General features: G+C 71.6%; 23 protein-coding genes and 1 tRNA gene. 15 read left to right on the forward strand and 9 right to left on the reverse strand.

The genetic code is table 11. The annotated features are described in order from the left end of the window. Nucleotides 1–77: 77 nt before the first annotated feature. From FNV62_RS13730 to FNV62_RS13745, 4 genes are all read left to right on the forward strand, one after another. A tRNA-Leu gene (locus tag FNV62_RS13730) sits at nt 78–162 on the forward strand. Between the two features lie 330 nt (nt 163–492). Next, on the forward strand, nt 493–4368 hold the full coding sequence (locus tag FNV62_RS13735) for a Pls/PosA family non-ribosomal peptide synthetase (RefSeq protein ID WP_143612913.1): 3876 nt from the start codon (nt 493–495) through the stop codon (nt 4366–4368). Between the two features lie 74 nt (nt 4369–4442). After that, a complete protein-coding gene (locus tag FNV62_RS13740; protein ID WP_225900254.1) occupies nt 4443–5831 on the forward strand; it encodes a M1 family metallopeptidase in 1389 nt (462 codons plus the stop codon). A gap of 51 nt (nt 5832–5882) precedes the next feature. Continuing rightward, nucleotides 5883–6257: a YchJ family protein gene (locus FNV62_RS13745; RefSeq protein ID WP_399222228.1), complete on the forward strand. Its 375-nt coding sequence runs from the start codon at nt 5883–5885 to the stop codon at nt 6255–6257. Nucleotides 6258–6262: 5 nt separating this feature from the next. Here FNV62_RS13745 and FNV62_RS13750 read toward each other — a convergent pair whose 3' ends face one another. Further along, complete coding sequence (locus FNV62_RS13750; RefSeq protein ID WP_097288859.1) at nt 6263–6964, reverse strand: FadR/GntR family transcriptional regulator; 702 nt, start codon at nt 6962–6964, stop codon at nt 6263–6265. A gap of 153 nt (nt 6965–7117) precedes the next feature. On the opposite strand from FNV62_RS13750, the gene FNV62_RS13755 reads away from it, so the two are divergent. The 4 genes from FNV62_RS13755 to FNV62_RS13770 are packed head-to-tail and all read left to right on the forward strand — an operon-like array spanning nt 7118 to nt 10945. After that, nucleotides 7118–7636 carry a gluconokinase gene (locus FNV62_RS13755; protein WP_054231119.1) on the forward strand — a complete coding sequence of 173 codons (519 nt, stop codon included), beginning with the start codon at nt 7118–7120 and terminating at the stop codon, nt 7634–7636. A 38-nt stretch (nt 7637–7674) separates the two neighbouring features. Next, nucleotides 7675–9072, forward strand: coding sequence for a gluconate:H+ symporter (locus FNV62_RS13760; protein ID WP_054231118.1), 1398 nt, complete (start codon nt 7675–7677; stop codon nt 9070–9072). Nucleotides 9073–9103: 31 nt separating this feature from the next. Further along, the gene (locus FNV62_RS13765) at nt 9104–9862 is read left to right on the forward strand and encodes an SDR family oxidoreductase (RefSeq protein ID WP_060902269.1); all 759 of its coding nucleotides are present in this window, start codon (nt 9104–9106) and stop codon (nt 9860–9862) included. A gap of 48 nt (nt 9863–9910) precedes the next feature. Next, complete coding sequence (locus FNV62_RS13770; protein ID WP_143607656.1) at nt 9911–10945, forward strand: L-idonate 5-dehydrogenase; 1035 nt, start codon at nt 9911–9913, stop codon at nt 10943–10945. Between the two features lie 53 nt (nt 10946–10998). Here the strand turns inward: FNV62_RS13770 and FNV62_RS13775 are convergent, their stop codons facing one another. From FNV62_RS13775 to FNV62_RS13795, 5 genes are all read right to left on the reverse strand, one after another. Continuing rightward, nucleotides 10999–11634, reverse strand: a complete 636-nt coding sequence (locus tag FNV62_RS13775; RefSeq protein ID WP_054231115.1) for a cytochrome b/b6 domain-containing protein — start codon at nt 11632–11634, stop codon at nt 10999–11001. Continuing rightward, nucleotides 11618–12379 carry a molybdopterin-dependent oxidoreductase gene (locus FNV62_RS13780; protein WP_060899907.1) on the reverse strand — a complete coding sequence of 254 codons (762 nt, stop codon included), beginning with the start codon at nt 12377–12379 and terminating at the stop codon, nt 11618–11620. Before FNV62_RS13780 ends, FNV62_RS13775 begins: the two co-directional genes overlap by 17 nt. A 129-nt stretch (nt 12380–12508) precedes the next feature. After that, a complete protein-coding gene (locus FNV62_RS13785) occupies nt 12509–14074 on the reverse strand; it encodes an APC family permease (protein WP_060899908.1) in 1566 nt (521 codons plus the stop codon). A 44-nt stretch (nt 14075–14118) separates the two neighbouring features. Further along, on the reverse strand, nt 14119–15078 hold the full coding sequence (locus tag FNV62_RS13790; protein WP_097284013.1) for a hypothetical protein: 960 nt from the start codon (nt 15076–15078) through the stop codon (nt 14119–14121). 346 nt (nt 15079–15424) lie between these two features. Continuing rightward, on the reverse strand, nt 15425–17080 hold the full coding sequence (locus tag FNV62_RS13795; RefSeq protein ID WP_143612915.1) for an FAD-binding dehydrogenase: 1656 nt from the start codon (nt 17078–17080) through the stop codon (nt 15425–15427). Between the two features lie 310 nt (nt 17081–17390). Between FNV62_RS13795 and FNV62_RS13800 the strand changes: the two genes are divergently transcribed. From FNV62_RS13800 to FNV62_RS13830, 7 genes are all read left to right on the forward strand, one after another. Further along, entirely contained in the window at nt 17391–18284 is an 894-nt protein-coding gene (locus FNV62_RS13800; RefSeq protein WP_054231110.1) for a DMT family transporter, read from the forward strand. A gap of 78 nt (nt 18285–18362) precedes the next feature. Beyond that, on the forward strand, nt 18363–18884 hold the full coding sequence (locus FNV62_RS13805; RefSeq protein WP_143612916.1) for an NUDIX hydrolase: 522 nt from the start codon (nt 18363–18365) through the stop codon (nt 18882–18884). 31 nt (nt 18885–18915) lie between these two features. Next, entirely contained in the window at nt 18916–19308 is a 393-nt protein-coding gene (locus FNV62_RS13810) for a YidH family protein (protein ID WP_054231108.1), read from the forward strand. Continuing rightward, on the forward strand, nt 19305–19646 hold the full coding sequence (locus FNV62_RS13815; RefSeq protein ID WP_225900255.1) for a DUF202 domain-containing protein: 342 nt from the start codon (nt 19305–19307) through the stop codon (nt 19644–19646). Before FNV62_RS13810 ends, FNV62_RS13815 begins: the two co-directional genes overlap by 4 nt. Nucleotides 19647–19747: 101 nt before the next feature. Beyond that, nucleotides 19748–20044 (forward strand): hypothetical protein, encoded by a 297-nt coding sequence (locus tag FNV62_RS13820; RefSeq protein WP_054231106.1) that lies wholly within the window; start codon nt 19748–19750, stop codon nt 20042–20044. Between the two features lie 131 nt (nt 20045–20175). Beyond that, a complete protein-coding gene (locus FNV62_RS13825; protein WP_060898796.1) occupies nt 20176–21198 on the forward strand; it encodes a phosphotransferase family protein in 1023 nt (340 codons plus the stop codon). 6 nt (nt 21199–21204) lie between these two features. Then, nucleotides 21205–22419 carry an acyl-CoA dehydrogenase family protein gene (locus tag FNV62_RS13830; protein WP_060898795.1) on the forward strand — a complete coding sequence of 405 codons (1215 nt, stop codon included), beginning with the start codon at nt 21205–21207 and terminating at the stop codon, nt 22417–22419. 152 nt (nt 22420–22571) lie between these two features. On the opposite strand, the gene FNV62_RS13835 is transcribed toward FNV62_RS13830, so the two are convergent. The 3 genes from FNV62_RS13835 to FNV62_RS13845 are packed head-to-tail and all read right to left on the reverse strand — an operon-like array spanning nt 22572 to nt 25643. After that, the gene (locus tag FNV62_RS13835; RefSeq protein WP_054231210.1) at nt 22572–23165 is read right to left on the reverse strand and encodes a TetR/AcrR family transcriptional regulator; all 594 of its coding nucleotides are present in this window, start codon (nt 23163–23165) and stop codon (nt 22572–22574) included. Between the two features lie 55 nt (nt 23166–23220). Continuing rightward, on the reverse strand, nt 23221–24882 hold the full coding sequence (locus FNV62_RS13840; RefSeq protein WP_143601187.1) for a class I adenylate-forming enzyme family protein: 1662 nt from the start codon (nt 24880–24882) through the stop codon (nt 23221–23223). Further along, on the reverse strand, nt 24879–25643 hold the full coding sequence (locus tag FNV62_RS13845) for an SDR family oxidoreductase (protein WP_054231103.1): 765 nt from the start codon (nt 25641–25643) through the stop codon (nt 24879–24881). Before FNV62_RS13845 ends, FNV62_RS13840 begins: the two co-directional genes overlap by 4 nt. Nucleotides 25644–25718: the final 75 nt, after the last annotated feature.

The raw sequence follows: 25718 nt of genomic DNA on the forward strand, positions 1-25718 counted from the left end.
GTGTGACCGGGGGCCCTCGAAAGCCTGGTAATGTTTCCTCTGTCGCCGCGAGGGAAACCCCGCGCGACAAACACCTTGTCCGGGTGGCGGAATGGCAGACGCGCTAGCTTGAGGTGCTAGTGCCCTTTATCGGGCGTGGGGGTTCAAGTCCCCCCTCGGACACACAGAGGAGTGAGGGCCGCGACCATCAGGTCGCGGCCCTCACTCGTTGTACGCATCGAGGCCCTCAACTCGTCGTGTTCGCCGCGTTACGCACAGATGTGGGGCAGATCTCGTCAGGATGACATACCCCCATGTCAGAGCACCGTCGCCACACCGGAATCAGCGGTTCCGGTGCCCTCGTACGGCCTCCTCGCATGGCTGATGACCAGGTACGCGACTAGCGTCGTACTAAAATTCAAGGCTTGTTTGGAGCTGGACCGGAATATCCCCAGGCATACCTGCGGGCCCACCAGCTCCCCGGACGCTCCGGGAACGACACGTGAGGACCCGATGGCAGCCCTCGAGCAAGGCCCCGCACTCGCGCTGTTCGACGAGGAGGTGCGCGCGGAGTTCGGCGACCCGGCGCGCTTCTCGGCCTCCGTCGCCGCCTCGCCGCGCACGCTGGTCGACATCCTCGACGCCACCGTCCGGGCCCACCCCGACGAGCCCGCCCTCGACGACGGCCACCGGGTCCTCACCTACCGCGCCCTGGCCGTCGAGGTCGAGGCCCTGCGGCGGCGGCTGAGCGACGCCGGGGTGGGCCTCGGCGACCGGGTCGGCGTCCGCGTCCCCTCCGGCACCAACGAGCTGTACATAGCCATCCTCGCCGTACTGGCCGCAGGCGCGGCCTATGTGCCGGTGGACGCCGAGGACCCCGACGAGCGGGCCGAGCTGGTCTTCGGCGAGGCGGAGGTGCGGGCCGTCGTCGGGGCCGGGCACCGGCTGATCGTCAACGGCACCTCCGAGGTGCCCGCCGCACGGCCCGGTGTCGAGCACGACGCCTGGATCATCTTCACCTCCGGGTCCACGGGCAAGCCCAAGGGCGTGGCCGTCAGTCACCGCAGCGCCGCCGCCTTCGTCGACGCCGAGGCGGAGCTGTTCCTCACCGAGGACCCGATCGGGCCCGGTGACCGGGTCATGGCCGGCCTGTCCGTCGCCTTCGACGCCTCCTGCGAGGAGATGTGGCTGGCCTGGCGCTACGGCGCCTGTCTGGTGCCCGTGCCGCGCTCCCAGGTGCGCAGCGGCGCCGACCTGGGGCCCTGGCTGGTCGAGCAGGAGATCAGTGTCGTCTCGACCGTGCCGACGCTCGCCGCGCTCTGGGAGCCCGAGGCCCTGGCCGACGTACGGCTGCTGATCTTCGGCGGTGAGGCCTGCCCGCCCGAGCTGGTCCAGCGGCTGGTGACCGAGGGCCGCGAGGTGTGGAACACCTACGGGCCCACCGAGGCGACCGTCGTCGCCTGTGCCTCCCTCATGACCGGCGAGGAGCCGATCCGGATCGGGCTGCCGCTGAACGGCTGGGAACTGGCCGTGGTCGACGAGGCCGGCGAGCCCGTGGCCATGGGCGACAGCGGCCAGCTGGTGATCGGCGGGGTCGGTCTCGCCCGGTATCTCGACGCCGAGAAGGACGCGGAGAAGTACGCGCCGCTCAAGGCGCTCGGCTGGGAGCGTGCGTACCGCAGTGGTGACCTCGTCAAGGCCGAGCCGGAGGGGCTGATCTTCCTCGGGCGGGCCGACGAGCAGATCAAGCTCGGCGGGCGCCGCATCGAGCTCGGCGAGGTCGACACGGCGCTCCAGGCGCTCCCCGGGGTGGCGGGCGCCGCCGCCGCCGTGCGGACCGCCCGCAGTGGCAACCAGCTGCTCGTCGGCTATGTCGTCACGCAGGAGGGCTGGGACCACGCCGCCGCCGTCGAGAAGCTGCGCGCCGAACTGCCCGCGGCTCTCGTCCCGCTGCTCGCCCCGGTCGCGGACCTGCCGACCCGTACCTCGGGCAAGGTGGACCGCAACGCGCTTCCCTGGCCCCTGGAGGGCCTGGAGACCGGCGGTGCGAAGGAACAGCTCTACGGCACCGAGGCCTGGCTCGCCGAGCAGTGGAGCGAGGTCCTCGGCATCCCGGTCGGCAGCGGGTCCGACGACTTCTTCGCGATCGGCGGTGGCAGCCTCGCCGCCGCCCAGCTCACCACCCGGCTGCGCACCCGCTACCCCAGCGCCGCCGTGCTCGACATCTACCAGCAGCCCGTCCTGCGCAAGCTGGCCCGGCACCTGGAGAAGTCCGCGCAGGACGACGGCGGCGATCGGGTGATCGCCCCGGTGCCGCTGCGCGCCAAGGTGGCCCAACTGTTCCTGCTGATACCCCTGTTCACGCTGATGGGGCTGCGCTGGACCGTGGCGCTGGCCGCGCTCGGGAACGTACTGCACTGGTTCGGTCCCTACCCCTGGGCGCCGAGCGCCCCGTGGTGGCTCGTCGGCGCCGGGGCGGTCGTGCTCCACAGCCCGCCGGGGCGGCTCGCGATCGCGGCGGGCGGGGCGCGGCTGCTGCTGCGCCGGGTGAAGCCCGGACGCCACCCGCGCGGCGGAAGCGTGCATCTGCGGCTGTGGACCGCCGAGCGGCTGGCCGAGTTCAGCGGCGCGGCCTCGCTGACCGGGTCCTGGCTGGAGCGGTACGCGCGTGCCCTGGGCGCCAAGGTCGGCACGGACGTCGATCTGCACTCCCTGCCGCCGGTGACCGGCATGCTCAAGCTGGGCCGGGGTGCCGCCGTCGAGTCCGAGGTGGACCTGTCGGGGTACTGGCTGGACGGTGACCGGCTGGAGATCGGGCAGGTCAAGGTCGGCGCCGGTGCGGTGGTCGGGACGCGCAGCATCCTCTTCCCGGGCGCGCGCGTCGGCAAGCGGGCCGAGGTGGCGCCGGGCTCGGCGGTCGCCGGGCAGATCCCCACCGGGCAGCGCTGGGCCGGAGCGCCCGCCGGCAAGCTCGGCAAGGCGAAGCGTGCCTGGCCCAAGGAGCGTCCGCGCCGGGGTACGTACTGGCGGGCGATGTACGGCGCGACCGGTTTCGCCCTGACCGCACTGCCTGTCCTGTCCGCCGTAGCCGCGCTCCTGGTGGCTCATCTGTTCGTGAGCGCGGACGCCGGGCTCGGTGCGGCCCTGCGCGGCGCGGCGCTCGCGCTGGTCCCGGCCACGCTCGCCTTCGGGCTCGCGTACGCGCTGCTGCTCCTGGTCGGCGTGCGTCTGCTCAGCCTGGGCCTGCGCGAAGGCACGTACCCGACGCACAGCCGGATCGGCTGGCAGGCCTGGACCGTCACGCAGTTGATGGACCGCTCGCGCGACACGCTGTTCCCGCTGTACGCCGGGCTGATCACGCCGGTGTGGCTGCGGCTGCTCGGTATGAAGATCGGCCGGGGTGCCGAGGTCTCCACCGTCCTCGCGCTGCCGAGTCTCACCACCGTGGGCGAGGGCGCCTTCCTCGCCGACGACACCCTGACCGCGCCGTACGAGCTGGGCGGCGGCTGGATGCGGATCGGGCGTGCCGAGATCGGCCGCCGGGCCTTCCTGGGCAACTCCGGGATGACCGCGCCGGGCCGCAGCGTGCCGGACGGCGGGCTGGTCGGGGTGCTGTCGGCGACCCCGAAGAAGGCGAAGAAGGGCAGCTCGTACCTGGGTCTGCCGCCGGTGAAGCTGCCCCGCTCGACGCAGGACGGCGATCAGAGCCGTACCTACGACCCGCCCGCGCGGCTGCTGTGGGCGCGGGCCCTCGTGGAGCTGTGCCGGATCGTGCCGGTGTTCTGCTCGGCGGCGCTGGCCGTGCTCACCGTCGCCGCGCTGAGCGCGCTGGGCGTCTGGGCGCCGCTGCTGGCCGGAATCGTGTTCCTGGGCGTCGGTGCGCTGGCCTGCCTGACGTCCATCGTGGCGAAGTGGCTGCTGGTGGGCCGGCACCGGGCGGGCGAGCACCCTCTGTGGAGCGGTTTCGTGTGGCGCAACGAGCTGGCGGACACCTTCGTCGAGGTCGTCGCCGTGCCGTGGCTGGCCGGATCCGTGCCCGGTACGCCGCTGATGACGGCGTGGCTGCGCGGCCTCGGCGCCCATATCGGCAAGGGCGCATGGATCGAGAGTTACTGGCTACCCGAGACGGACCTGGTGACCCTGGAGGACGCGACCACGGTCAACCGGGGCTGTGTCCTGCAGACCCACCTCTTCCACGACCGGATCTTGCGGACGGATACTGTTGTCCTCCGTGAGGGCGCCACCCTGGGCCCGGGCGGAATCGTCCTTCCCGGCAGCACAGTCGGGGCGCGCAGCACGCTGGGACCCGCGTCGCTCGTCATGGCGGCGGAATCCGTCCCCGACGACACCCGCTGGCTGGGCAACCCGATCGAGGCATGGCGTTCCTAGGCGCGGCCCGTACGGCGTCCGGGGACGGTGCACCGGCACGTCGTACGAGCACAGCGCAGGGAGCAGACGCAAGCGTGAGCGTTCAGCAGACAGTGGGTTCGGACCCGTACTTCCCGGCCAACGGTGATCCCCGTTACCGGGTACACCGGTATGAGCTCGCGCTGGACTACCGTCCCGGCCCCAACCGGCTGTCGGGCACCGCGCGGCTCAACGCCATAGCGGGCCGGGCTCCACTCACCGAGTTCCAGCTGAACCTGGCCGACTTTCGGATCGGCCGGGTCCGGGTCGACGGCAAGGCACCGCACTACACACATCGGGGCGGCCGGTTGCGCATCCGGCCGCCGAAGCCGATACGGGCCGGGGCCGCGTTCACCGTGGAGGTGCACTGGTCGGGCAACCCCAAGCCGGTCACCAGCCCCTGGGGCGAGCTCGGCTGGGAGGAGCTGGAGGACGGGGCCTTGGTGGCGAGCCAGCCGATCGGCGCTCCCTCCTGGTACCCGTGCAACGACCGCCCCGCCGACAAGGCCTCGTACCAGATCTCGATCACGACGCCGTCGGCGTACTCGGTGGTGGCGGGCGGCCGGCTGCTCACCCGCACGACGAAGGCGTCGACGACGACCTGGGTGTACGAGCAGGCTGCGCCGACCTCCAGCTATCTGGTCGGGCTGTCGATCGGGAAGTACCAGACGGTGCTGCTCGGCGACCCCGGGCTCGGCGGCGTGCCGCAGACGGGGCATCTGCCCGCGCACCTGCTCGCCGCGTTCTCCCGGGACTTCGCGCGGCAGCCCGCGATGATGGAGCTGTTCGAGCAGATCTTCGGGCCGTATCCGTTCGGCGAGTACGCCGTCGTGGTGACCGAGGAGGAGCTCGATGTCCCCGTCGAGGCACAGGGGTTGTCGCTGTTCGGCGCCAACCACGTGGACGGGGCGCGGGGTTCGGAGCGGCTGGTCGCGCACGAGCTGGCGCACCAGTGGTTCGGCAACAGCGTGTCCATCGCGGACTGGCGGCACATCTGGCTGAACGAGGGCTTCGCGAAGTACGCCGAGTGGCTGTGGTCGGAGCGGTCGGGAGGCCGTACGGCCCAGCAGTTGGCCGCTCTCGCGCACCGCAAGCTCTCCGGGCAGCCGAAGGACCTGGTGCTGTCCGACCCGGGCCGCAAGCTGATGTTCGACGACCGGCTCTACGAGCGCGGCGGGCTCACCCTGCACGCGCTGCGCTGCGCGATGGGCGACGACGCCTTCTTCCGTATGCTGCGCGGCTGGGCGGCCCTGCACCGGGGCGGCGCGGTCACCACGGCGGCGTTCACCGCGCATGCCGCCCGGTACTCGGCCGAGCCGCTGGACGACCTGTTCGGGGCCTGGCTGCGTACGGCGAAGCTGCCGCCGCTGCCGACCCTGGCCGTACCGGTCGCGCCGATGCCGGCCCGCCCGACGTACCCGCCGACCAACGCCGACTCGGCGTAGGGGCTCCGGGCGGGGAGAGAGGCCCCTCGGGGCCGGGAGAGAATGGCGGTCATGACCAGTCGTAGCTGCCCGTGCGGGCTGCCCGAGCCGTACGCGCGGTGCTGCGGGCTCTTCCACCGCGGTGAGGCGCCCGCGCCGACCGCGGAGCGTCTGATGCGGTCGCGGTACTGCGCCTTCGTCAAGGAGGACGAGGGGTATCTGCTGCGGACCTGGCATCCGCGGACACGGCCGGCGCGGGTCGACTTCGATCCGGGGATGCGGTGGACGGGTCTGGAGATCCTCGACACGGGGCAGGGGTCGGCCTTCCACTCCGTGGGGACCGTGACCTTCCGGGCCTCCTACCGGGGCGGTTCGCTGCACGAGCGGAGCCGGTTCGAGCGGGTCGACGGAGCCTGGGTGTACGTCGACGGCGACTTCCTGGGGTAGGACGCCTACGGCGCGAGGATGTCCAGTTCCTGGAGCGCGCCGACCGTGATCTGGCGGGTGAGTTCCTCGGCGCGGGACGCGTCGCCCGCGCGGACCGCCTCCGCGACCTGGACGTGCAGGGTGACGGCGGCCGGGTCGGGGTCCTCGAACATCACCTCGTGGTGGGTGCGGCCCGCGAGGACCTCGGCGACCACGTCACCGAGACGGGCGAACATCTCGTTGCCGGAGGCATTGAGGATCACCCGGTGGAAGGCCATGTCGTGGACGAGGTACTCGTCCAGCTTGTGGCCACGTGAGTTGGCCACCATGCCGAGGGCGCACTCGGTGAGCTCCGCGCACTGCGCGGCGGTGGCGTGCCGGGCGGACAGGCCCGCGGCGATCGGTTCGACGGCGGAGCGCAGCACGGTGAGCGAACGCAGCTGGTGGGGGCGGTCGGCGCCGGCCAGCCGCCAGCGGATGACCTGAGGGTCGAACACGTTCCATTCCGCCTTGGGGCGGACCGTGACGCCGACGCGGCGGCGGGACTCGACCAGGTACATGGACTCCAGCACCCTGACCGCCTCGCGCATCACGGAGCGTGACACCTCGAAGCGCTGCGCGAGTTCGTCGGTGCGCAGCACGCTGCCCGGCGGGTACTCGCCCGCCGTGATCGCCGGCCCGAGGGATTCCAGTACATGTCCGTGCAGCCCCCGGCCCCGTGTGGTCATGGGGTCAGCGTACGAGGCGGAGCCCTGGAACAAAAAGTCAGACTTATATGTCACACACTCTTGAATTCGTCGTACCTAATGAGTTTCAGTGTCGTCGACATCAGATGTCGACGAAGACAGTCACGCGACAGTGACGTAGACAGTGAGGCAGCGATGAGCACCCCCCATGTCGTCGTGGTCATGGGCGTCGCAGGTACCGGCAAGACCACCATCGGTCCCCTGCTTGCGGCCCGGCTCGGCGTCCCGTACGCCGAGGGCGACGACTTCCACCCGCCGGCCAACATCGCCAAGATGACGGCCGGGCACCCGCTGACGGACGACGACCGCTGGCCGTGGCTGGACGCCATCGGCCGTTGGGCGCACGACCGGCACGGGCTCGGCGGAGTGGTCAGCAGTTCGGCGCTCAAGCGCAGCTATCGCGACCGACTGCGGGCCGAGGCGCCCGGAGTCGTCTTCGTCCATCTGACCGGCGACCGCGCGCTCATCGAGGACCGGATGTCGCACCGTCAGGGGCACTTCATGCCGACGGCGCTGCTGGACTCGCAGTTCGCCACCCTCCAGCCGCTGGAAGCGGACGAGGCGGGTGTCTCCGTGGACGTCTCCGGCGACCCCGGGGAGATCACCGAACGGGCCGTGGCCGCACTCCAAGGGCTTGCCCAGCCCTCGCTCTAACACCTTCCCCACGTACGTTTCTCAAGCAAGGGACCACCGTGACCAGACTCAGCGTCGAGATGCTGGCAGCGGACACCGTCGAGCCGATCACCTCGGCGGGGCATGCTCAGCTGGGCATCGCCGTGCTGGCGGGCATCGCCGTCATCGTCCTGCTCATCACCCAGTTCAAGCTGCACGCATTCCTGGCCCTGACCATCGGATCGCTCGCCCTCGGCGCCTTCGCCGGGGCCCCGCTCGACAAGACCATCGCCAGCTTCACCACCGGCCTCGGCGCCACCGTCGCCGGCGTCGGCGTTCTGATCGCGCTCGGCGCGATCCTCGGCAAACTCCTCGCCGACTCCGGCGGCGCCGACCAGATCGTCGACACCATCCTCGCCAAGGCCGGCGGCCGCGCCATGCCCTGGGCCATGGTGCTGATCGCCTCGGTGATCGGCCTGCCGCTGTTCTTCGAGGTCGGCATCGTGCTGCTGATCCCCGTCGTGCTGATGGTCGCCAAGCGCGGCAACTACTCCCTGATGCGCATCGGCATCCCGGCGCTGGCCGGTCTGTCCGTGATGCACGGCCTGATCCCGCCGCACCCCGGCCCGCTGGTCGCCATCGACGCGGTCAAGGCCAACCTCGGCATCACGCTCGCCCTCGGCGTCCTGGTCGCCATCCCGACCGTGATCATCGCGGGCCCGGTCTTCTCCCGCTACGCGGCCCGCTGGGTCGACGTCCCGGCCCCCGACCGCATGATCCCCACCCGCGCCTCCGAAGAACTCGACAAGCGACCCGGCTTCGGCGCCACCCTCGCCACCATGCTGCTCCCGGTCGTCCTCATGCTCTCCAAGGCACTGGTCGACATCATCGTGGACGACCCCACCCACATGGTGCAGCGCGTCTTCGACGTCGTCGGCTCCCCGCTGATCGCCCTGCTCGCCGCCGTGATCGTGGGCATGTTCACCCTCGGCCGCGCGGCCGGCTTCACCAAGGACCGCATCTCGACGACCGTCGAGAAGTCCCTCGCCCCCATCGCGGGCATCCTGCTGATCGTGGGCGCGGGCGGCGGCTTCAAGCAGACCCTGATCGACTCCGGCGTGGGCCAGATGATCCTCGACATCTCCAAGGACTGGTCGATCCCCGCGCTGCTGCTCGCCTGGCTGATCGCGGTGGCCATCCGCCTCGCGACCGGCTCCGCGACCGTCGCCACCATCTCGGCGGCCGGCCTGGTCGCGCCCCTCGCGGCCGACATGTCCACCACCCACACCTCCCTGCTTGTCCTCGCGATCGGCGCCGGCTCGCTCTTCTTCAGCCATGTCAACGACGCCGGGTTCTGGCTGGTCAAGGAGTACTTCGGCCTCAGCGTCGGCCAGACCGTCAAGACCTGGTCCGTCATGGAGACGATCATCTCGGTGGTGGCGGGCGGGCTGGTCCTGCTGCTGTCGCTGGTCATCTAGGGGTACGAGGATGAGAGACGGGAGTACGGGGATGAGCCACCCTCTGTTCGACATCAGTGGTCGCAGGGCCCTGGTCACCGGCTCCAGCCGGGGCATCGGGTTCGCACTCGCCCGCGGGCTCCTGGAGGCGGGCTGCACGGTCGTCCTCAACGGGCGGGACGCCGACCGGCTCACCAAGGCCGCGTCGGAGCTGCCCGGCGACGTCCACACCGCGGTCTTCGACGTCACGGACGGCCCCTCGGTGGCCGCCGGAATAGCGGACGTCGAGGACCGGGTGGGCCCGCTCGACATCCTCGTCAACAACGCGGGCATGCAACTGCGGGCCCCGCTCCTGGAGTTCACGGACACCGACTGGCACCGGATCCTGAACACCAACCTGACCAGCGCGTTCCTGGTCGGCCGCGAGGCGGCGCGACGGATGACGGAGCGCGGCCACGGCAAGATCGTCAACATCTGCTCGCTGCAGAGCGAGGTCGTCCGTCCGGGCATCGCCCCGTACGCGGCCACCAAGGGCGCGCTGAAGATGCTCACCAAGGGCATGTGCGCGGACTGGGGGCAGTACGGGGTGCAGGTGAACGGGCTCGGCCCCGGTTACATCGAGACGGAGCTGACCCAGCCCCTCGTCGAGGACGAGGAGTTCAGCGCCTGGGTGCGGCGACGCACCCCGGCCGGCCGGTGGGGCCGTACGGAGGACCTGGTCGGCGGGGTGCTCTTCCTCGCCTCGCCGGCGGCGGACTTCGTGAGCGGGCAGGTGCTGTACGTCGACGGCGGTATGACGAGTGTGCTGTGAAGCGGACCGCGCGATGAAAGCGGTGAGCGCGGTGAAAGGGGCCTGACGATGCTCGGCTGTGTGATTCACGGGCAGGGTGACCTGCGGGTCGACGAACTGCCGGTCCCCTCCGCCGGGCCCGGCGAGGCACTCGTCGCCGTCCGGTACGGCGGGGTGTGCGGTTCGGACCTCCACTACTGGCGACACGGCGGGGTCGGGGACTTCCGGCTGCGCGAGCCGATGGTGCTGGGCCACGAGGTCGTGGGGACGGTGCTGTCGTACGGCGACGGGGCCACCGGTCCCACGCCGGGTACGGCCGTGGCGGTGCACCCGGCGACCCCGTGCGGGGTGTGCCCGGAGTGCGCCGACGGGCGGGCGAACGTCTGCCGGGACACCCGCTACCTGGGCAGCGCGGCGCGCACCCCGCATGTGCAGGGCGCCTTCGCCGCCCAAGCGGTGGTGCCCGCCCGGCAGTTGAGGGAGCTGCCCGCGGGGCTCCCGCTGCGGCGGGCGGCGCTCGCCGAGCCGCTGTCGGTGGCGCTGCACGCCGTCCGCCGGGCAGGTGCGGTGAAGGACCGGCATGTCCTGGTGACGGGGGCCGGGCCCATCGGCTGCCTCGTGGTGGCCGCCGCGAAGGCCGCGGGCGCGGCCCGGGTGACGGTGACGGACCTGCTGCCGCAGGCGTTGTCGTACGCCGTCGCGGCGGGCGCGGACGCGGTGGTACGGGCCGACGATCCCGCCGATCCCGGCTGGCCGACGGAGGTCGACGTGGCCGTCGAGGCGTCCGGGGTGGCCGCGGGCCTCGACACCTGCCTGCGCCTGGTGCGGCGCGGCGGGGTCGTCGTCCAGCTCGGCATGCTGCCGCCGGGCCAGAGTCCGTTCGCGGGGAACCTGGTGGTGAGCCGGGAGATCGAGCTGCGGGGCGCGTTCCGCTTCGACGAGGAGTTCGACGACGCGCTGGTCCTGCTCGCGGCCGAGCCGCGCTTCGACTCCCTGGTCAGCGCGGTGGTCCCGCTCGCTGCGGCGGAGTCGGCGTTCACCCTGGCCGCGGACCGCAGCCGCTCGTGCAAGGTGCTGCTGGACTTCGAGGTCGAGCAGGGCTAGTCGAGCAGGGCTAGGGGTGTGCCGGGGGGCCGCGGACCCCCGGCAGACTCGGCCTAGGGCCGCCAGAGGGGATGCTCGCGCTCCGCCCACTCACGGCTCACCGAGCCCGTGCGCAGGCCGCGGCGGGCCTCCGGGTCGCCGAGGGCCATGCCGATGTGGCCCGCGAGGACGACACCGATCGTGAGCGCCAGCCAGTCGTGGACGAAGGTCGCCGAGGTGCGCCACATCAGGGGGGTGAGGTGGGTGAACCACATCAGCAGCCCCGTGGCGAGCATGACCAGGGTCGCGCCGGCGATCCAGGCGGCGTAGGTCTTCTGGCCCGCGTTGAACTTGGCCGCGGGTCGGGACGAAGGGCGCCGGTCCCGTCGTAGCGCCGCGCGCAGCCACGTACGGTCGTGCGGGCCCCAGCGGTTGAGGCGGCCCAGGTCCGCGCGGAAGGCGCGGGAGACCAGGCCCGCCAGGACCGGTACCGGGAGCATCAGGCCCGCCCACTCGTGGATCCTGACCACCAGCTCACGGCGGCCGACGAGTTCGGCGAACATCGGCAGGTACAGGCACGCCGCCGTCGCCACGCAGATCCCCATCAGCAGGGCGGTCACGCGGTGCACCCAGCGCTCGGCGTGGCTGAAGCGCCGTACGCGCGGCGCGGGCGCGGCGAGGGTCGGGGTGTCGTCAACTCGTGGGTGCATCGTCGCGTCCGTTCGAGCGGCCGACCCACGCGTCCACGTCGTAGCCACGGTCCTCCCAGTACCCGGGACGGACGTCCTCGGTGACGGTGATGCCGGAGAGCCACTTGGCGGACTTGTAGAAGTACATGGGGGCGACGTAGAGGCGGACCGGGCCGCCGTGGTTGTGGCCGAGTGGCTTGTCCTGCATGCGGTGGGCCACCAGGATGTCGGGGCGCCGGGCCTGCTGGAGCGTGAGGCTCTCGGTGTACGCCCCGTCGAAGCAGGTGAAGCGGATCGCGCGGCCCTTGGTCTGGACCCCGGCGGCGTCCAGGAGATGGGACAGCCGTACGCCTTCGAAGGGGGTGCCGGGCACCCGCCAGCCCGTGACGCACTGGACGTCGTGCACGATCCGGGTCTGCGGCAGGGCCTTGAGGTCGGCCAGGGTGTAGCTGCGGGGGTGGTCGACCAGGCCGTCGATGGTGAGGCGGTAGTTCGACGCGTCCTTGTTCGGGACCGAGGAGGTCACCGAGTAGTAGCGGAAACCGCCGCCGTTGGGGAGCAGGCCGGTCAGCCCCGTGGGGTCGCCGGCGAAGAGGGACTCCAGGCCGCGCTGCAGGGTGGGCGCGGCCAGCACGCCGAAGGCGCCGAGTCCGAGCGTGCCGAGCAGGAGCCGGCGGCCGATGGGCGCGCCGGAGGCTTCCGGGTCCTCCGGCGGGCGTTCCCGGGGCCGGTCCGGTCCCCGCCGTGGGGACTGTTCAGGGTTCACACACCCATACGAGCACCCGCGACCCCCTTGAGGCCAGCGGCAGCGGGTGCTCGTCAGACTTCCGTAACCACTTCTCACACGCTTCTCAGAACAGGAGCCCGGATCGGGGCTCCGGATCGAGGCGCCGGATCAGGGGGTGGACTCCGCCGCCTTGTCCAGCTGGAACGCCTCGTTGCCCAGGCCGATACGGGCGTGCGCCTCGGGTTTGCGGGAGCGCAGCACCAGGCCCTGCACCAGGCCGACGACCAGGGCGGCCGCGATCAGGGCGGGCAGCAGCCAGCTGAGCACGGAGTCGGGACCGGCGCCGACCAGGATGTCGAAGTCCTTGACCGTGTAGCCCGCGATCACCAGGAGGGCGACGGCCGCGATCGCCGAGGTGGCCAGGCGCCAGGCCTGGGCGCGGGCGGCGCCGCGGCGGGCGAAGAAGACGATCACGGAGAGCGAGGCCGCCGCCATCAGCAGGATGACGCCGAGCGCGCCGACGTTGCCGGCCCAGGTGAACAGGTGCAGCACGGGCGCGGTCGGGTCGCCGATGGGCTTGTCGTCGGTCACGGCGAACGCGATCAGCACGATCGCGGAGACGCCGGTCTGCAGCAGTGAGCCGGTGCCGGGCGCGCCGCTGGTGCCGGTGGTCCGGCCGAAGGCGGAGGGCAGCAGCCCTTCCCGGCCCATGGCGAAGGCGTACCGCGCGACGACGTTGTGGAAGCTGAGCAGCGCCGCGAACATGCCAGTCACGAAGAGGACGTGCAGGACGTCGGTGAAGGCGCCCCCGAGGCGCGACTCGGTGAGGAAGAACAGCAGTCCGGCGCTCTGCTTCTGCGCCGCCCCGACGATCCCGGAGGGGCCCGCGGCGATGGTCAGCGCCCAGGAGCTGAGTGCGAAGAAGACGGCGACGAAGCCGATCGCCAGGAACATCACGCGCGGGACGAGGATGTGCGGGCGGCTGGTCTCCTCGGCGTACACCGGTGCCTGTTCGAAGCCGGTGAAGGCGGCGATGCAGAAGCACAGCGCGGTGCCGACGCCCGCCCCGGTGAGCGTGTCCGGGTTGAAGGCGTGCAGGGAGAGGCCCTCCTTGGCGGGGTCGGCGACGGCGGCGATGTCGAAGATGACGACGAGCGCCACCTCGACGACCAGGAGGACGCCGAGTACGAGCGCGTTGACGTCGATCTTCAGCCAGGAGAGCGCGCCGACGGCGAGGACGGCGATCAGCGCAGGTATCCACCAGGCGACGTCGACGTGGGCGTAGGTGGCGAACAGCCCGGAGACCTCGAAGCCGAAGACGCCGTAGATGCCGAACTGCAGGGCGCTGTAGGCGACGAGCGCGACCGCGGCGGCGCCGGCGCCGGCGGTGCCGCCGAGACCGCGGGCGACGTAGGCGTAGAAGGCGCCCGCGTTGTGGACGTGGCGGCTCATCTCGGCGTACCCGACGCTGAAGAGCACCAGCACCACGCCGAGGATGACGAAGAGCAGCGGCTGTCCGACGATGCCCATCACCGCGAATGTGGTGGGCATGACACCCGCGACCACCATGAGGGGGGCGGTCGCCGCGAGGACGGAGAGCAGCAGACCTCCCGTGCCGAGCCGGCCCGCGTGCAGGGCGCGGTCCTGGCCCTTGAAGGTGCTGATGGCGCCACCGGCCGTGGCGGGTCTACCCGTGTTCGAACTGCTCGAGGTGCTCGAACTGCCCGTCGTCATCGCGGGGCCGTCCTTTCGGGTTTCTCGACTTCTTGTGGGTGGGGTCACACCGTGCCGAGGGCGCTGTCGCGGGCGGCACGGAAGGCTTGGTACGGGTCGCGGTCCGGGTAGGACCACGGCTCCGGGGTGGCGTGCGGGCCGATGCGGTGGAACAGGGCGGCGGCCTCGGCGCCCCGGCCCTCGCAGAACTTGGCGTGGGCGAGGAAGTTGAGGTCGAGGTGGCGGCGGGGGTGGTCCTCGCGCTCCCACTCCAGCCACCAGTCGAAGGCGGCCTTCATCACCTGGCGGGCCCGGCGTCCGACCCAGTGCCCGGAGGCGGCGGGGTCGGTGGACTCGCTGCCGGCGCCGGCCAGCACGCGATAGCGCTCGGCGTGCGCGACGACGGGCAGCATCGCGAGCGGAGAGTCGGCGGGCGCCTGTTCGGCCGCCCAGTTCGCGAAGTCGTAGACCTCGTGGAGGGGGTCCTGGCCGGCCTCGGCGCGGCGCTCGGCGAGCCGGGCGACCATCAGGTGGTGGGCGTGGTGGTGCTCGGGGTAGCGGTGGCGCACCTCGTCGAAGAGCCGGACCACGTCGCCCTCGCTGCCGCGCGCACGCTCCAGTATCAGCAGGCCGAGCCAGGGGGTCGGGTCGGCGGGCGCGAGCGCGGCGGCGGCGTCGCAGGCCTCACGGGCCCGCTCCGGGCGGTCCTTGCCGTGCAGCGCGCGCTGGACGGTGGCGCAGGCGAGGAGTACGGCGGCGTCGGCGGACTCGGGTTCCGCGAGCTGCCAGTCCCGGGCCCAGGCGAGGGCGGCGGGCTCCTGGGCCAGGACGGTGACGCGGTGTCCGCGGCGGTCCCAGTCGTCGCCGGTGGCGGCGAGCAGCGCGCGGACCGCGGTCCATCGCCCCTGGGCCAACGAGGTGCGCGCGGCGACGAGTTCGGTGTCGTCGAGCGCGGCGTCGAAGGCGTGGACCGCGCGTTTGCGGCCACGGCCGAGGGGAGGAGGGGGTGGCGGGGGTGGCGACACCGCGGGGCTTCCTCACAGACGCGGCTAGTCAAGGGGAGATCACGCACAGCAAACCCTTGGCTGAGGGTTTACGTCAAGGCCCGATCGATCCGCTGCACGGTGCAACTTCCCTTGAATGGCGCAGAGTTGATGTTCTCTCGCGCGCTCTCCGGGACGGGAACGGGCTGGTGGGACGGCTCTTTCCGAGCGCGGCCCGACTCCCGGCGGGAGTCGGGCCGCGCTCGGGCCCCGGCTCCCCGGGGTCCGGGTCACGGCCGAAACCCGACCACGGAACGGTCCCCCGCGGAGCCGGGCCCACCGGAGCGGGATGCGGACCCGGGGCGTCGGGCCCGGACTCGCGCGAGGGTCAGCTCACCGCCTTGGCGGCCGCTCGGCCCGCTGTGCGGCCGGAGAAGAGGCAGCCCCCGAGGAAGGTGCCCTCCAGGGAGCGGTAGCCGTGGACTCCGCCACCGCCGAAGCCGGCCGCCTCGCCTGCCGCGTACACGCCGGAGAGCGGGTCGCCGCCCTCCGTCAGTACGCGCGAGGAGAGGTCGGTCTCCAGCCCGCCCAGGCTCTTGCGGGTGAGGATGTGGAGGCGGACGGCGATGAGCGGACCCGCCTTGGGGTCCAGGATGCGGTGCGGGGTGGCCGTACGGATCAGCTTGTCCCCGAGGTAGTTGCGGGCGCCGCGGATCGACGTCACCTGGAGGTCCTTGGTGAAGGGGTTCGCGATCTCCCGGTCGCGTGCGACGATCTCGCGGCGCAGCGCGGCCTCGTCGATCAGCGGCTCCTTGGTCAGGGCGTTCATGCCGCGCACCAGGGCGCCCAGATCCTTCTCGACGACGAAGTCCGCGCCGTTGTCCATGAACGCCTTGACGGGGCCCGGTACGTCGGCGCGCGCCCGGCCGATCACGTCCCTGATCGACTTGCCGGTAAGGTCCGGGTTCTGTTCCGAGCCGGAGAGCGCGAACTCCTTGCCGATGATCTTCTGGTCGAGCACGAACCACGTGTACTCGTATCCGGTCTTCATGATGTGCTCGAGCGTGCCGAGGGTGTCGAAGCCCGGGAAGAGCGGCACGGGGAGCCGGTTCCCGCGGGCGTCCAGCCAGAGGGAGGACGGGCCCGGCAGGATGCGGATGCCGTGGTTCTCCCAGATGGGGTTCCAGTTCTGGATGCCCTCGGTGTAGTGCCACATGCGGTCGCGGTTGATGAGGTGCGCGCCCGTCTCCTCGGCTATCGCGAGCATCTTGCCGTCGACGTGCGCGGGGACGCCCGCGACCATCTTCTCGGGCGGCGTACCGAGCCGCTCGGGCCAGTTCGCGCGGACCAGGTCGTGGTTGCCGCCGATGCCGCCCGAGGTGACGATCACCGCCTGCGCCTTGAGCTCGAACGCCCCGGCGACGGTACGGCTGCTGGCCTGCCCGCGCGCGATGCCGGACGGCTCCAGGATCTCCCCGGTGACCGTGTCGACGGTGCCCGCGCTGCGGGACAGCCCGGTGACGCGGTGGCGGAACTTGAGCTGGACGAGGCCCCGGGCGACCCCGGCGCGTACCCGCCGCTCGAAGGGCGCGACCACTCCGGGCCCGGTCCCCCACGTGATGTGGAAGCGCGGCACGGAGTTCCCGTGCCCGTTGGCGTCGTAGCCGCCGCGCTCCGCCCAGCCGACCACCGGGAAGAAGCGGACCCCCTGCTGGTGCAGCCAGGACCGCTTCTCACCGGCCGCGAAGTCGACGTACGCCTCGGCCCAGCGGCGCGGCCAGTGGTCCTCGGCCCGGTCGAAGCCGGCCGTGCCCATCCAGTCCTGGAGGGCGAGCGCGTGACTGTCCTTGATCCGCATCCGGCGCTGCTCGGGCGAGTTCACGAAGAAGAGTCCGCCGAAGGACCAGTGGGCCTGGCCACCGATCGACTGTTCCGGCTCCTGGTCGAGGAGAATCACCTTGCGGCCCGCGTCGACGAGCTCCGCGGTCGCGGCGAGCCCCGCGAGGCCCGCTCCGATCACGATCACATCTGCGTCGTAGGCCATGGACCCGTCCTCTCGGCCTGCCGACGTTTCCGGTCGGCTTCTGCCGGCTTCGTCACGAGCCGGCGGCATCGTCGTTGGTTGATGAGACAGTGGTACGGAAGACATCAGGCACCGGTATCGGTCGAACAGGCAGCGCCGCCGATCGACCAGCCGTTGTTACCGATCGGTCAGATCCTTCGGCAAGAAGAGTGACCGAGTCAACTGTCCGGTTCCGGGTACTCCCGTGGGCAGGGCACGGTCGATGGCACTACAGTCGGCGGGAATACGCGCCCGCGACCCGTGCTGACCCGAACGTATCGAGGTACCCAGCGTGTCGGTTCTCGTTCTGATCCTCTCGGTGAGCGCGGCCTGCTGTCTGGGCTTCGGTTTCGTGCTCCAGCAGAACGCCGCCTCACACGCCCCGCTGAGCGACTTCCTCTCCTGGCGCCTGCTGCTCGACCTCATCCGGGTGCCCCGCTGGCTGGGCGGCATCGGGCTCATGGTGTGCGGCATGGTCCTCGGCGCGGTCGCCCTGGGCAAGGGCGAGATCTCCCAGGTGGAACCCCTCCTCGCGACCAATCTGCTGTTCGCGCTCGCGCTAACCCGCCACCAGACCAAGCACCCCCTGGGCCGCCAGGGCTGGGCGGGCCTCGTCCTGCTCGCGGGCGGGGTCACGGCGTTCATCGTGGCGGGCAAGCCCAAGGGCGGCGACTCGGTGACCGATCCGCTGCGACACTGGCTGATCATCGGGATCATGATCGGGCTCGCGCTGCTGCTCACCACCTATGCCAAGCGCTCCCGGATGACCGCGGCGCCCGTCCTGCTCGCGCTGGCCGCGGGGCTGCTGTACGGCGTCCAGGACGCGCTCACCCGGGTCAGCGGGGAGCGGTTCGGAGCCGGCGGCTTCAGTGAGCTGCTGACCGGCTGGCAGCCGTACGGGGTGCTCGCGCTCGGAGTGACGGGCCTGGTGCTGGTGCAGAGCGCCTTCGAGACGGCGGAGCTGCGGATGTCGCTGCCCGCGCTCACCGCCGCCCAGCCGCTCGCCGGAATCGTGTGCGGCGTGGGCTTCCTCGGGGACAAGCTGCACACGGACGTGGGGGCACTCACCTGGGAAGCGGCGGGGCTCGCGGCGATCGTGGCGGGAATCGTCCTGCTGGGCATGCACCCCTCGATGCCGTCGGGCACCACCAAGACCGAGTCGGTACGGGACCTCCAGCCGCATTGAGGGCGTACGACCACGCCGCGTCGGGCCGCACGGACGGCGCGCACCGCGCCCGGCGCCGACGGCTGCTTGGATGGGGCCATGAGCGCCGCTGACGAGATCCTCGACATCGTGGACGAGAACGACGTGGTCGTCGGGCAGTCCCCGCGCGGCGAGGCGTATGCGCGCGGTCTTCGCCACCGCTGCGTGTTCATCCAGGCCCGGGACGCCCGGGGCCGCCTCTTCGTCCACCGCCGCACGCCCACCAAGCTCGTCTTCCCCTCCCTGTACGACATGTTCGTCGGCGGGGTCGTGGGCGCGGGCGAGTCCTACGACTCCGCGGCCCTGCGCGAGGCCGAGGAGGAACTCGGGGTCTCAGGACTCCCTCGGCCCGTCCCCCTCTTCAAGTTCCTCTACGACGACGGCTCCGGCCAGACCTGGTGGTCGGCCGTCTACGAGGTCCGCTGCGAGCTCCCGGTGAACCCCCAGACGGAGGAGGTCGCCTGGCACGACTTCCTCACCGACGAGGAGGTGGAACGGCACCTGACGGACTGGACGTGGGTGCCGGACGGCCTGGCGGCGTACGAGCGCCTCAAGGACCACCGGGCGACGGGCACCGACTGAGCCCCCGACGGGCCCCGGTAGGGTCGATGGCGTGATCGAATTCGTACGGAACGTCCGGCTGTGGTTCGCGCCCGAGGAGGTCCGGCAGGAGGGCGTCACGCCCGACTACCGGTTCTCGCTGGCGAACGAGCGGACCTTCCTCGCCTGGCTGCGCACCGCGCTGGCGCTGATCGGCGGCGGTTTCGCCGTGGATCAGTTCCTGCCGGACCTGCGCTGGGGCTGGCGGGTCGGCCTCGCGCTGGCCCTGCTGGCGGCGGGCGTGCTCTGCTCGCTGCGCGCCGTCAATCACTGGGTGCGCTGCGAGCGCGCGATGCGCCGCGGGGAGGACCTTCCCGTGTCGCGCTTCCCGGCACTGCTGAGCATCGCCGTCGCGATCGTGGCCGTCGCGATGGTCGTCGTCGTCCTCGTCGGCTGGGAAGGGTGACCGTGCCCGGCCGCCCCCAGCACCGTCCCGAGCGGGACCCGGGGCTGCAGCCGGAGCGTACGCGGCTCGCGTGGCGGCGTACGACCCTGTCGAGCACCGTCGCCGCGGTCCTCGCGGCGAAGGCGGCGCTGCACGGCGGCCCGTCGGCGACCGACGTGGCGGCCTGCGCCCTGTGCTGCGCGCTCTGGCTGGGCTTCCTGGCGCTCGCGCACCGGCGCATCCGGGTGCTCTCGACGTCCGGCACCGACGGTCCGCCCGCCCTCACGCCGCGGCACGCGACCGCGGCGACCCTGTGCACGGTCGCCCTCGCCGTGTGCGCGGTGGCACTGGTGTTCTGATCCGGATCAAATGGGGCGGAACGACGCAAATGGCGATGAATGCGGTTCTTTCTGGCGTTAGCCTGAGCCGTCATTCCACGCCACTCACGAAGGTGAGCACCATGACCACCCTTCACCTGGAGCATCCGACCCACGAGCACACCCACGGCCCGGACTGCGGGCACACCGCCGTGCCGCACGGGGACCACGTCGACTACGCGCACGACGGACATCTGCACCGGGAGCACTCCGGACACTGGGACGAGTGCGAGCCGAGCGGCCACACGGCGCACGGCGAGCACGGCCACCGGCACGGCGAGGGCTGCGGGCACCCGGCGGTCGCGCACGGCGACCACGTCGACTACCTGCACGACGGCCACCGCCACGCCGAGCACGACGGCCACTGGGACGACCACTAGGCGCGAGCACGCCCGGCGTCTCCCCCGGCTCCCGGAGGGAGACGCCGATCACGTTTCGTCCCGGCGCTGGACGACATACCGACTGGTCGGCATCATGGTCACGTCCCGTTTCCCGGCGTGCAGGAGAAATGATGAGTCCCGACCACCCGCCAGGTCTCGACCTCGACCGACTGCGCGGTCTGCTCGACGGCGAGCGGCCCGGTCTGGTGCACGGCCCGCTGACCGGCCGGCTGATCGAGGGCGGACGGTCGAACCTCACGTACGCGGTCACGGACGGCACCACGAGCTGGGTCGTCCGACGGCCCCCGCTCGGGCACGTACTGGCCACCGCGCACGACATGAAGCGCGAGCACCGCGTCATCAGCGCGCTGCACCCGACCGCCGTCCCCGTGCCGCGTCCGGTCCTGCTGTGCGAGGACGAGGAGGTGCTGGGCGCGCCCTTCTACGTCATGGAGTTCGTGGTCGGCACCCCGTACCGCACCGCCGAGCAGCTGGCCCCGCTCGGCCCGGAGCGCACCCGGGACGCGGTGCTCGGGCTCGTCGACACGCTCGTCGAACTGCACGCCGTCGACCCCGCAGCCGTGGGCCTCGCCGACTTCGGGCGCCCCGAGGGCTTCCTCGACCGGCAGCTGCGCCGCTGGGGCAAGCAGCTGGACGCCTCCAGGAACCGTGAGCTCGCCGGGATCGACGAACTGCACGCCGCCCTCGGCCGTGAGCTGCCGCACTCCCCCGCGCCCTCCGTCGTGCACGGCGACTACCGGCTCGACAACGTGCTGATCGGCGAGGACGACCGGATCAAGGCGATCCTGGACTGGGAGATGTCCACGCTCGGCGATCCGCTCACCGACCTGGGCCTGCTGGTGATGTACAGCGCGCCGCTGGACCTGCCCGACTCCCCCATCAGCACGACCGCCTCGGCCGCCGGGCACCCGGACCCGGCCGAGATCGTCGAACGGTACGCCGCGCGCTCGGGGCGCGACGTGTCCGACGTCGCCTGGTACACGGCGTTCGCCTGGTTCAAGCTCGCCGTGATCCTGGAGGGCATCCACTACCGCTACACGCTCGGCCAGACGGTCGGCGCCGGCTTCGACCGCATCGGTGAACTGGTCCCGTTCTTCATCGAGCACGGTCTGACCACTCTTCAGGAAGGCTGATCCGAGATGGACTTCGCATTCGACGCGCGTACCGAGGAACTGCGCGGGAAGCTGCTCGCCTTCATGGACGAGTACGTCTACCCGGCGGAAGCGGTGGCGGAGGAGCAGCGCGCCCGGCTGGCCTCGCCGTGGGACACGCCCGCCGTGGTCGGGGAGTTGAAGGCGGAGGCCCGCAGGCAGGGCCTGTGGAACCTCTTCCTGCCCGACGCGCAGTACGGCGCCGGGCTGACCAACCTCCAGTACGCGCCGCTCGCCGAGATCACCGGCCGCAGCCCGCACTTGGCGCCCACCGCGCTGAACTGCGCCGCGCCGGACACCGGCAACATGGAGGTGCTCGCGCAGTTCGGCGACGAGCAGCAGAAGAAGCAGTGGCTGGAGCCGCTGCTCGCCGGCGAGATCCGCTCGGCGTTCGCGATGACCGAGCCGGAGGTGGCCTCCTCCGACGCCACCAACATCACGACCCTCATCGAACGCGACGGTGACGAGTACGTGATCACCGGCCGCAAGTGGTACATCTCCGGGGCGATGAACCCGGACTGCAAGATCTTCATCGTGATGGGCAAGACGGACCCGGACGGGCCGGACATCCGCCGCCAGCAGTCCATGGTCCTGGTCCCGCGCGACACCCCGGGTCTCGAAGTCCGGCGCGCCATGCAGGTGTACGGCTACGAGGACCACTCCCACGGCGGGCACGCCGAGGTCGTCTTCGACCATGTCCGCGTCCCGGTGAGCAACCTCGTCGGCGAGGAGGGCGGCGGTTTCGCCATCGCCCAGGCGCGGCTCGGCCCGGGCCGCATCCACCACTGCATGCGGCTGATCGGCATGGCCGAGCGGGCGATCGAGCTGATGTGCCGCCGGGCCGTGTCCCGTACTGCCTTCGGCAAGCCGCTCGCCCAGCAGGGCGTGGTCCAGAACTGGATCGCGGACGCGCGCGTCGCCGTCGAACAGCTGCGTCTGCTGGTCCTGAAGACCGCCTGGATGATGGACACCGTCGGCAACAGGGGCGCCCACACCGAGATCCAGGCCATCAAGATCGCCACCCCGCGCACGGTCGTGGACATCCTCGACAAGGCGGTCCAGCTGCACGGCGCGGGCGGTGTCAGCCAGGACTTCCCGCTCGCCGAGCTGTGGGCGAGCGCACGGACGCTGAAGCTCGCGGACGGCCCGGACGAGGTGCACCAGCGGTCGCTGGCGCGACGGGAGATCAAGAAGTACGTCTGACCGTCCGGTCGGGTGGGGCGGTGAGGGGCTTTTTCGCCCCCGCCGCCCCTACCCGTTCCCGTCCCCTGGGGGCTGCGCCCCCACAGACCCCCGCAAAAGATCGCGCAGTTCCCCGCGCCCCTGAAGGGCCCGGCCCATCCGCGGCCGAAAGGCTATGGCCGCAGCGCCCGCAGCAGCAGGTCGGCCAGGTGGTCGGCGACCTCCTGGGGGGTGAGGGGGCCGTCGGGGCGGTACCAGGTCGACAGGTGGTGCACCGAGCCGAAGTGGTAGTCGACGACCAGGTCGGCCGGGGTGGCGGTGGAGAAGACGCCCTTCTTCTGGCCCTCCTCCACGAGCGCGCGGAAGCGTTCGTGGTAGCGGCGGCGCTCGGCGCGCACCTGCTTGTCCTTCTCGGGGCTGAGGTGGTGCATGGAGCGGAAGAAGATCGCCGCGTCGTCGAGGTTGTCGATCGTGGTGACGACGACGTCGGCGGCGGCACCCCTCAACCGCTCCTCGACCGGCGCGTCGGCATCGGCGAACGCGTCCAGCCGCTCCTGCTGAAGCCGCAGCACGCGCGCGTACACCTCGTGCAGGAGGTCGTCCTTGGAGCCGAAGTAGTGGTACAGCGCACCCTTGGTGACGCCCGCCGCCTCCACGATCTCCTGCACGGATGTGCGGTCGTAGCCCTGCTCCGCGAAGAGCCTGGTGGCGGCGGCCAAGAGCCGCTGCGGGACGGGCGTACCGTCTCCGTCCGTCGTCCTGGGCACTGCCGCCACCTGCCTTTCAAGCGTTGTCCGGTGAAACGCGTCGTCTGCTGCTCGTCTACTGAGAGTCCTGGGGACGGGAACGCAGTTCCCGTCGGAGGATCTTGCCACTCGCCGTCTTCGGCAGCTCGGGCAGGATCTCCACATGCCGCGGATACTTGTAGGCGGCCAGTCTCTCCTTGCAGTACGCGGCGAGCGCGTCGGGGTCCTCGTCCGCGCCGGGCCGCAGGCTGATGTAGGCCTTCACGGTCTCGCCGCGGTAGCCGTCGGGGATGCCGACGACGGCCGCCTCCCGGACCGAGGGGTGCGTGTAGAGCACGTCCTCGACCTCGCGGGGCCACACCTTGAAGCCCGACGCGTTGATCATGTCCTTCTTGCGGTCGACCACGTAGAGCCAGCCTTCGGGGTCCATGAAGCCGATGTCGCCGGTGCGCAGCTCACCGTCCGGGAAGGTCTCGGCGGTGGCTTCGGGGCGGCGCCAGTAACCGGGCACGACCTGGGGGCCCCGTACGAGGATCTCGCCCTGTTCACCGAAGGGCACCTCCTGGCCCTGGTCGTCGACGATGCGTACGACCGTGTCGGGGCCCGGCACACCGACGGCCAGCGTGCCCGAGACCGGGTCGACGGGAGCCTCCCGGCCCGGCGGTACGGAGGCGCAGGGCGCGGTGCACTCGGTGAGTCCGTAGCCGTTGCGGATGTAGGGCCCGAAGCCGGCCCGGAACTTCTCCACCAGGGCCGGCGGCAGTGGCGCGCCGCCCGAGGAGATGTTCACGAAGGAGGCGAAGTGGTCCGGCGTGACCGCCGGATGCGCCGCGAGTGCCATGAAGGCGGTCGACGGGCCGACCGTGTACTGCGGCCTGTGCTCGGCGAACGCGTCGAGGACGACCCCCGCCTCGAAGCGGTAGGCGAGGACCAGCGTGCCCCCGCTGTCGAGGCAGGCGGCGAGCTGGCAGACCATCCCGGTGATGTGGAACAGGGGCGCCATCGCGAAGTAGACGGGCGCCTCCGGCAGCCCGAGGCCCGTCCGCTGCCGCTCGGCGTTGTACATGATGTTGCCGTGCGTGTTGGTGGCCCCCTTGGGGGTGCCGCTCGTCCCCGAGGTGTAGCTGATCAGCGCGATGTCGGAGGGCTCCGCGTCACGCCCCGCGGGGGCCTTGTGACCCGCCCGGGCGACCGCCACCAGATCGTCGGCGTCCGCGGCCTGCGGCAGTCGCTCGAAGGTCAGCACCCGCGCGTCGCCCCGGGTCTGGAAATCCAACTCACATCCGGTGAGGACGACGCTCACGGCCGAGTCGGCGGCCGTCTCGCGCAGATACGACTCCCACGCGCGGTCGGAGCACACCAGGGCGCGTACGTCCGCGTCGTGCAGGACGTGGCGGACCTCGCCCGACTTGTACATCGGGTTGACCGGCACGACGGTCGCGCCCGCCTTCCAGGCGCCGAGCAGCGCGAGCACGAAGTGCGGGGAGTTCTGGAGCAGGATCGCGACGCGGTCGCCGCGCTCCAGACCGCGGGCGGCGAGGTGCCCGGCGACGGAGTCGCTCAGCTCGTCCACCTCGCGGTAGCTCAGCCGCCCGTCGAAGTAGGCGAGCGCGGAGCGGTCCGGAGCGTCCGCCACGGCACCGCGCAGGGCGTGCACCAGGGAGTCGGCCGGGCTCACCGGGCCGCTCTGGGCGTCATTGAGGAGGGCCACCCAGGGCCGGTCGGCGTAGGTGGTCACCGGGTCGCCTCCCACTTCTGCTGGATGTGGTTCATGTTCGTCAGCCAGCGGTCCGGTTCGGCGGCCCGCACCTGGTAGTACCCGGCGACCTCGGGGTGCGGCAGGATCAGGAAGCGGTCCTCCTCGATCCCCGCGAACAGCGCGTCGGCGACGGTCTCCGGCTCGATGGCGGTGGGCTGGAGGACCAGGTCGCCCGCGCTGCCGGTGGCGTCGAGCATGTCGGTGCGCACGCCCTGCGGGCAGATCGCGTGCACCTTCACGCCGCGGTGGCGGTACGTCAGCGACAGCCACTCGGCGAAGGCGTACGCGCCGTGCTTGGTGACGCTGTAGGGCGCGGCGCCGATCATGGTGAGCAGTCCGGCGGCGGAGACGGTGGAGACGAACCGGCCGCTGCCGCGCTCCAGCCAGGCCGGGAGCAGCTCCTGGGCCGCCCGGACGTGCGCCATCACGTTGACGTCCCAGGCGAGCGCCCAGACCTTCTCGTCGGCCGACTCACTGCCGGCCGAGGGGAGGCCCGCGTTGGCGCAGTAGACGTCGATGGTGCCCCCGAGGGCGTCCCGGGCCTCGGCCACGATGGTGGACGCGTCGCCGGGAACCGCGATCGCCCCGATCTCCTCGGCCACGGCCTTCGCCTTGGCGGCGTCCAGGTCGTTGACGACGACCCGGGCCCCCTCGGCGGCGAAACGACGGGCCAGTGCGGCCCCGATGCCGCCTCCGGCCCCGGTGACGACCACTCCCGCATCCTGCACGGCTTCCACCATCGGTCTCCTTCGACACGACGCGACACAACACGGCTCAGCTGCGACCCCAGACTAACCAGTCGGTATGTAGCAGGG

It is taken from the genome of Streptomyces sp. RLB3-17, from assembly GCF_007113425.2.
GTDB lineage: Bacteria > Actinomycetota > Actinomycetes > Streptomycetales > Streptomycetaceae > Streptomyces > Streptomyces mirabilis_D.

Coding starts and splice junctions, on each gene's coding strand:
- FNV62_RS13735 (WP_143612913.1), top strand. CDS start 493: ATGGCAGCCCTCGAGCAAGGCCCCGCACTCGCGCTGTTCGACGAGGAG.
- FNV62_RS13745 (WP_399222228.1), top strand. CDS start 5,883: ATGACCAGTCGTAGCTGCCCGTGCGGGCTGCCCGAGCCGTACGCGCGG.
- FNV62_RS13750 (WP_097288859.1), bottom strand. CDS start 6,964: ATGACCACACGGGGCCGGGGGCTGCACGGACATGTACTGGAATCCCTC.
- FNV62_RS13755 (WP_054231119.1), top strand. CDS start 7,118: ATGAGCACCCCCCATGTCGTCGTGGTCATGGGCGTCGCAGGTACCGGC.
- FNV62_RS13765 (WP_060902269.1), top strand. CDS start 9,104: ATGAGCCACCCTCTGTTCGACATCAGTGGTCGCAGGGCCCTGGTCACC.
- FNV62_RS13770 (WP_143607656.1), top strand. CDS start 9,911: ATGCTCGGCTGTGTGATTCACGGGCAGGGTGACCTGCGGGTCGACGAA.
- FNV62_RS13775 (WP_054231115.1), bottom strand. CDS start 11,634: ATGCACCCACGAGTTGACGACACCCCGACCCTCGCCGCGCCCGCGCCG.
- FNV62_RS13785 (WP_060899908.1), bottom strand. CDS start 14,074: ATGACGACGGGCAGTTCGAGCACCTCGAGCAGTTCGAACACGGGTAGA.
- FNV62_RS13795 (WP_143612915.1), bottom strand. CDS start 17,080: ATGGCCTACGACGCAGATGTGATCGTGATCGGAGCGGGCCTCGCGGGG.
- FNV62_RS13805 (WP_143612916.1), top strand. CDS start 18,363: ATGAGCGCCGCTGACGAGATCCTCGACATCGTGGACGAGAACGACGTG.
- FNV62_RS13820 (WP_054231106.1), top strand. CDS start 19,748: ATGACCACCCTTCACCTGGAGCATCCGACCCACGAGCACACCCACGGC.
- FNV62_RS13825 (WP_060898796.1), top strand. CDS start 20,176: ATGAGTCCCGACCACCCGCCAGGTCTCGACCTCGACCGACTGCGCGGT.
- FNV62_RS13830 (WP_060898795.1), top strand. CDS start 21,205: ATGGACTTCGCATTCGACGCGCGTACCGAGGAACTGCGCGGGAAGCTG.
- FNV62_RS13845 (WP_054231103.1), bottom strand. CDS start 25,643: ATGGTGGAAGCCGTGCAGGATGCGGGAGTGGTCGTCACCGGGGCCGGA.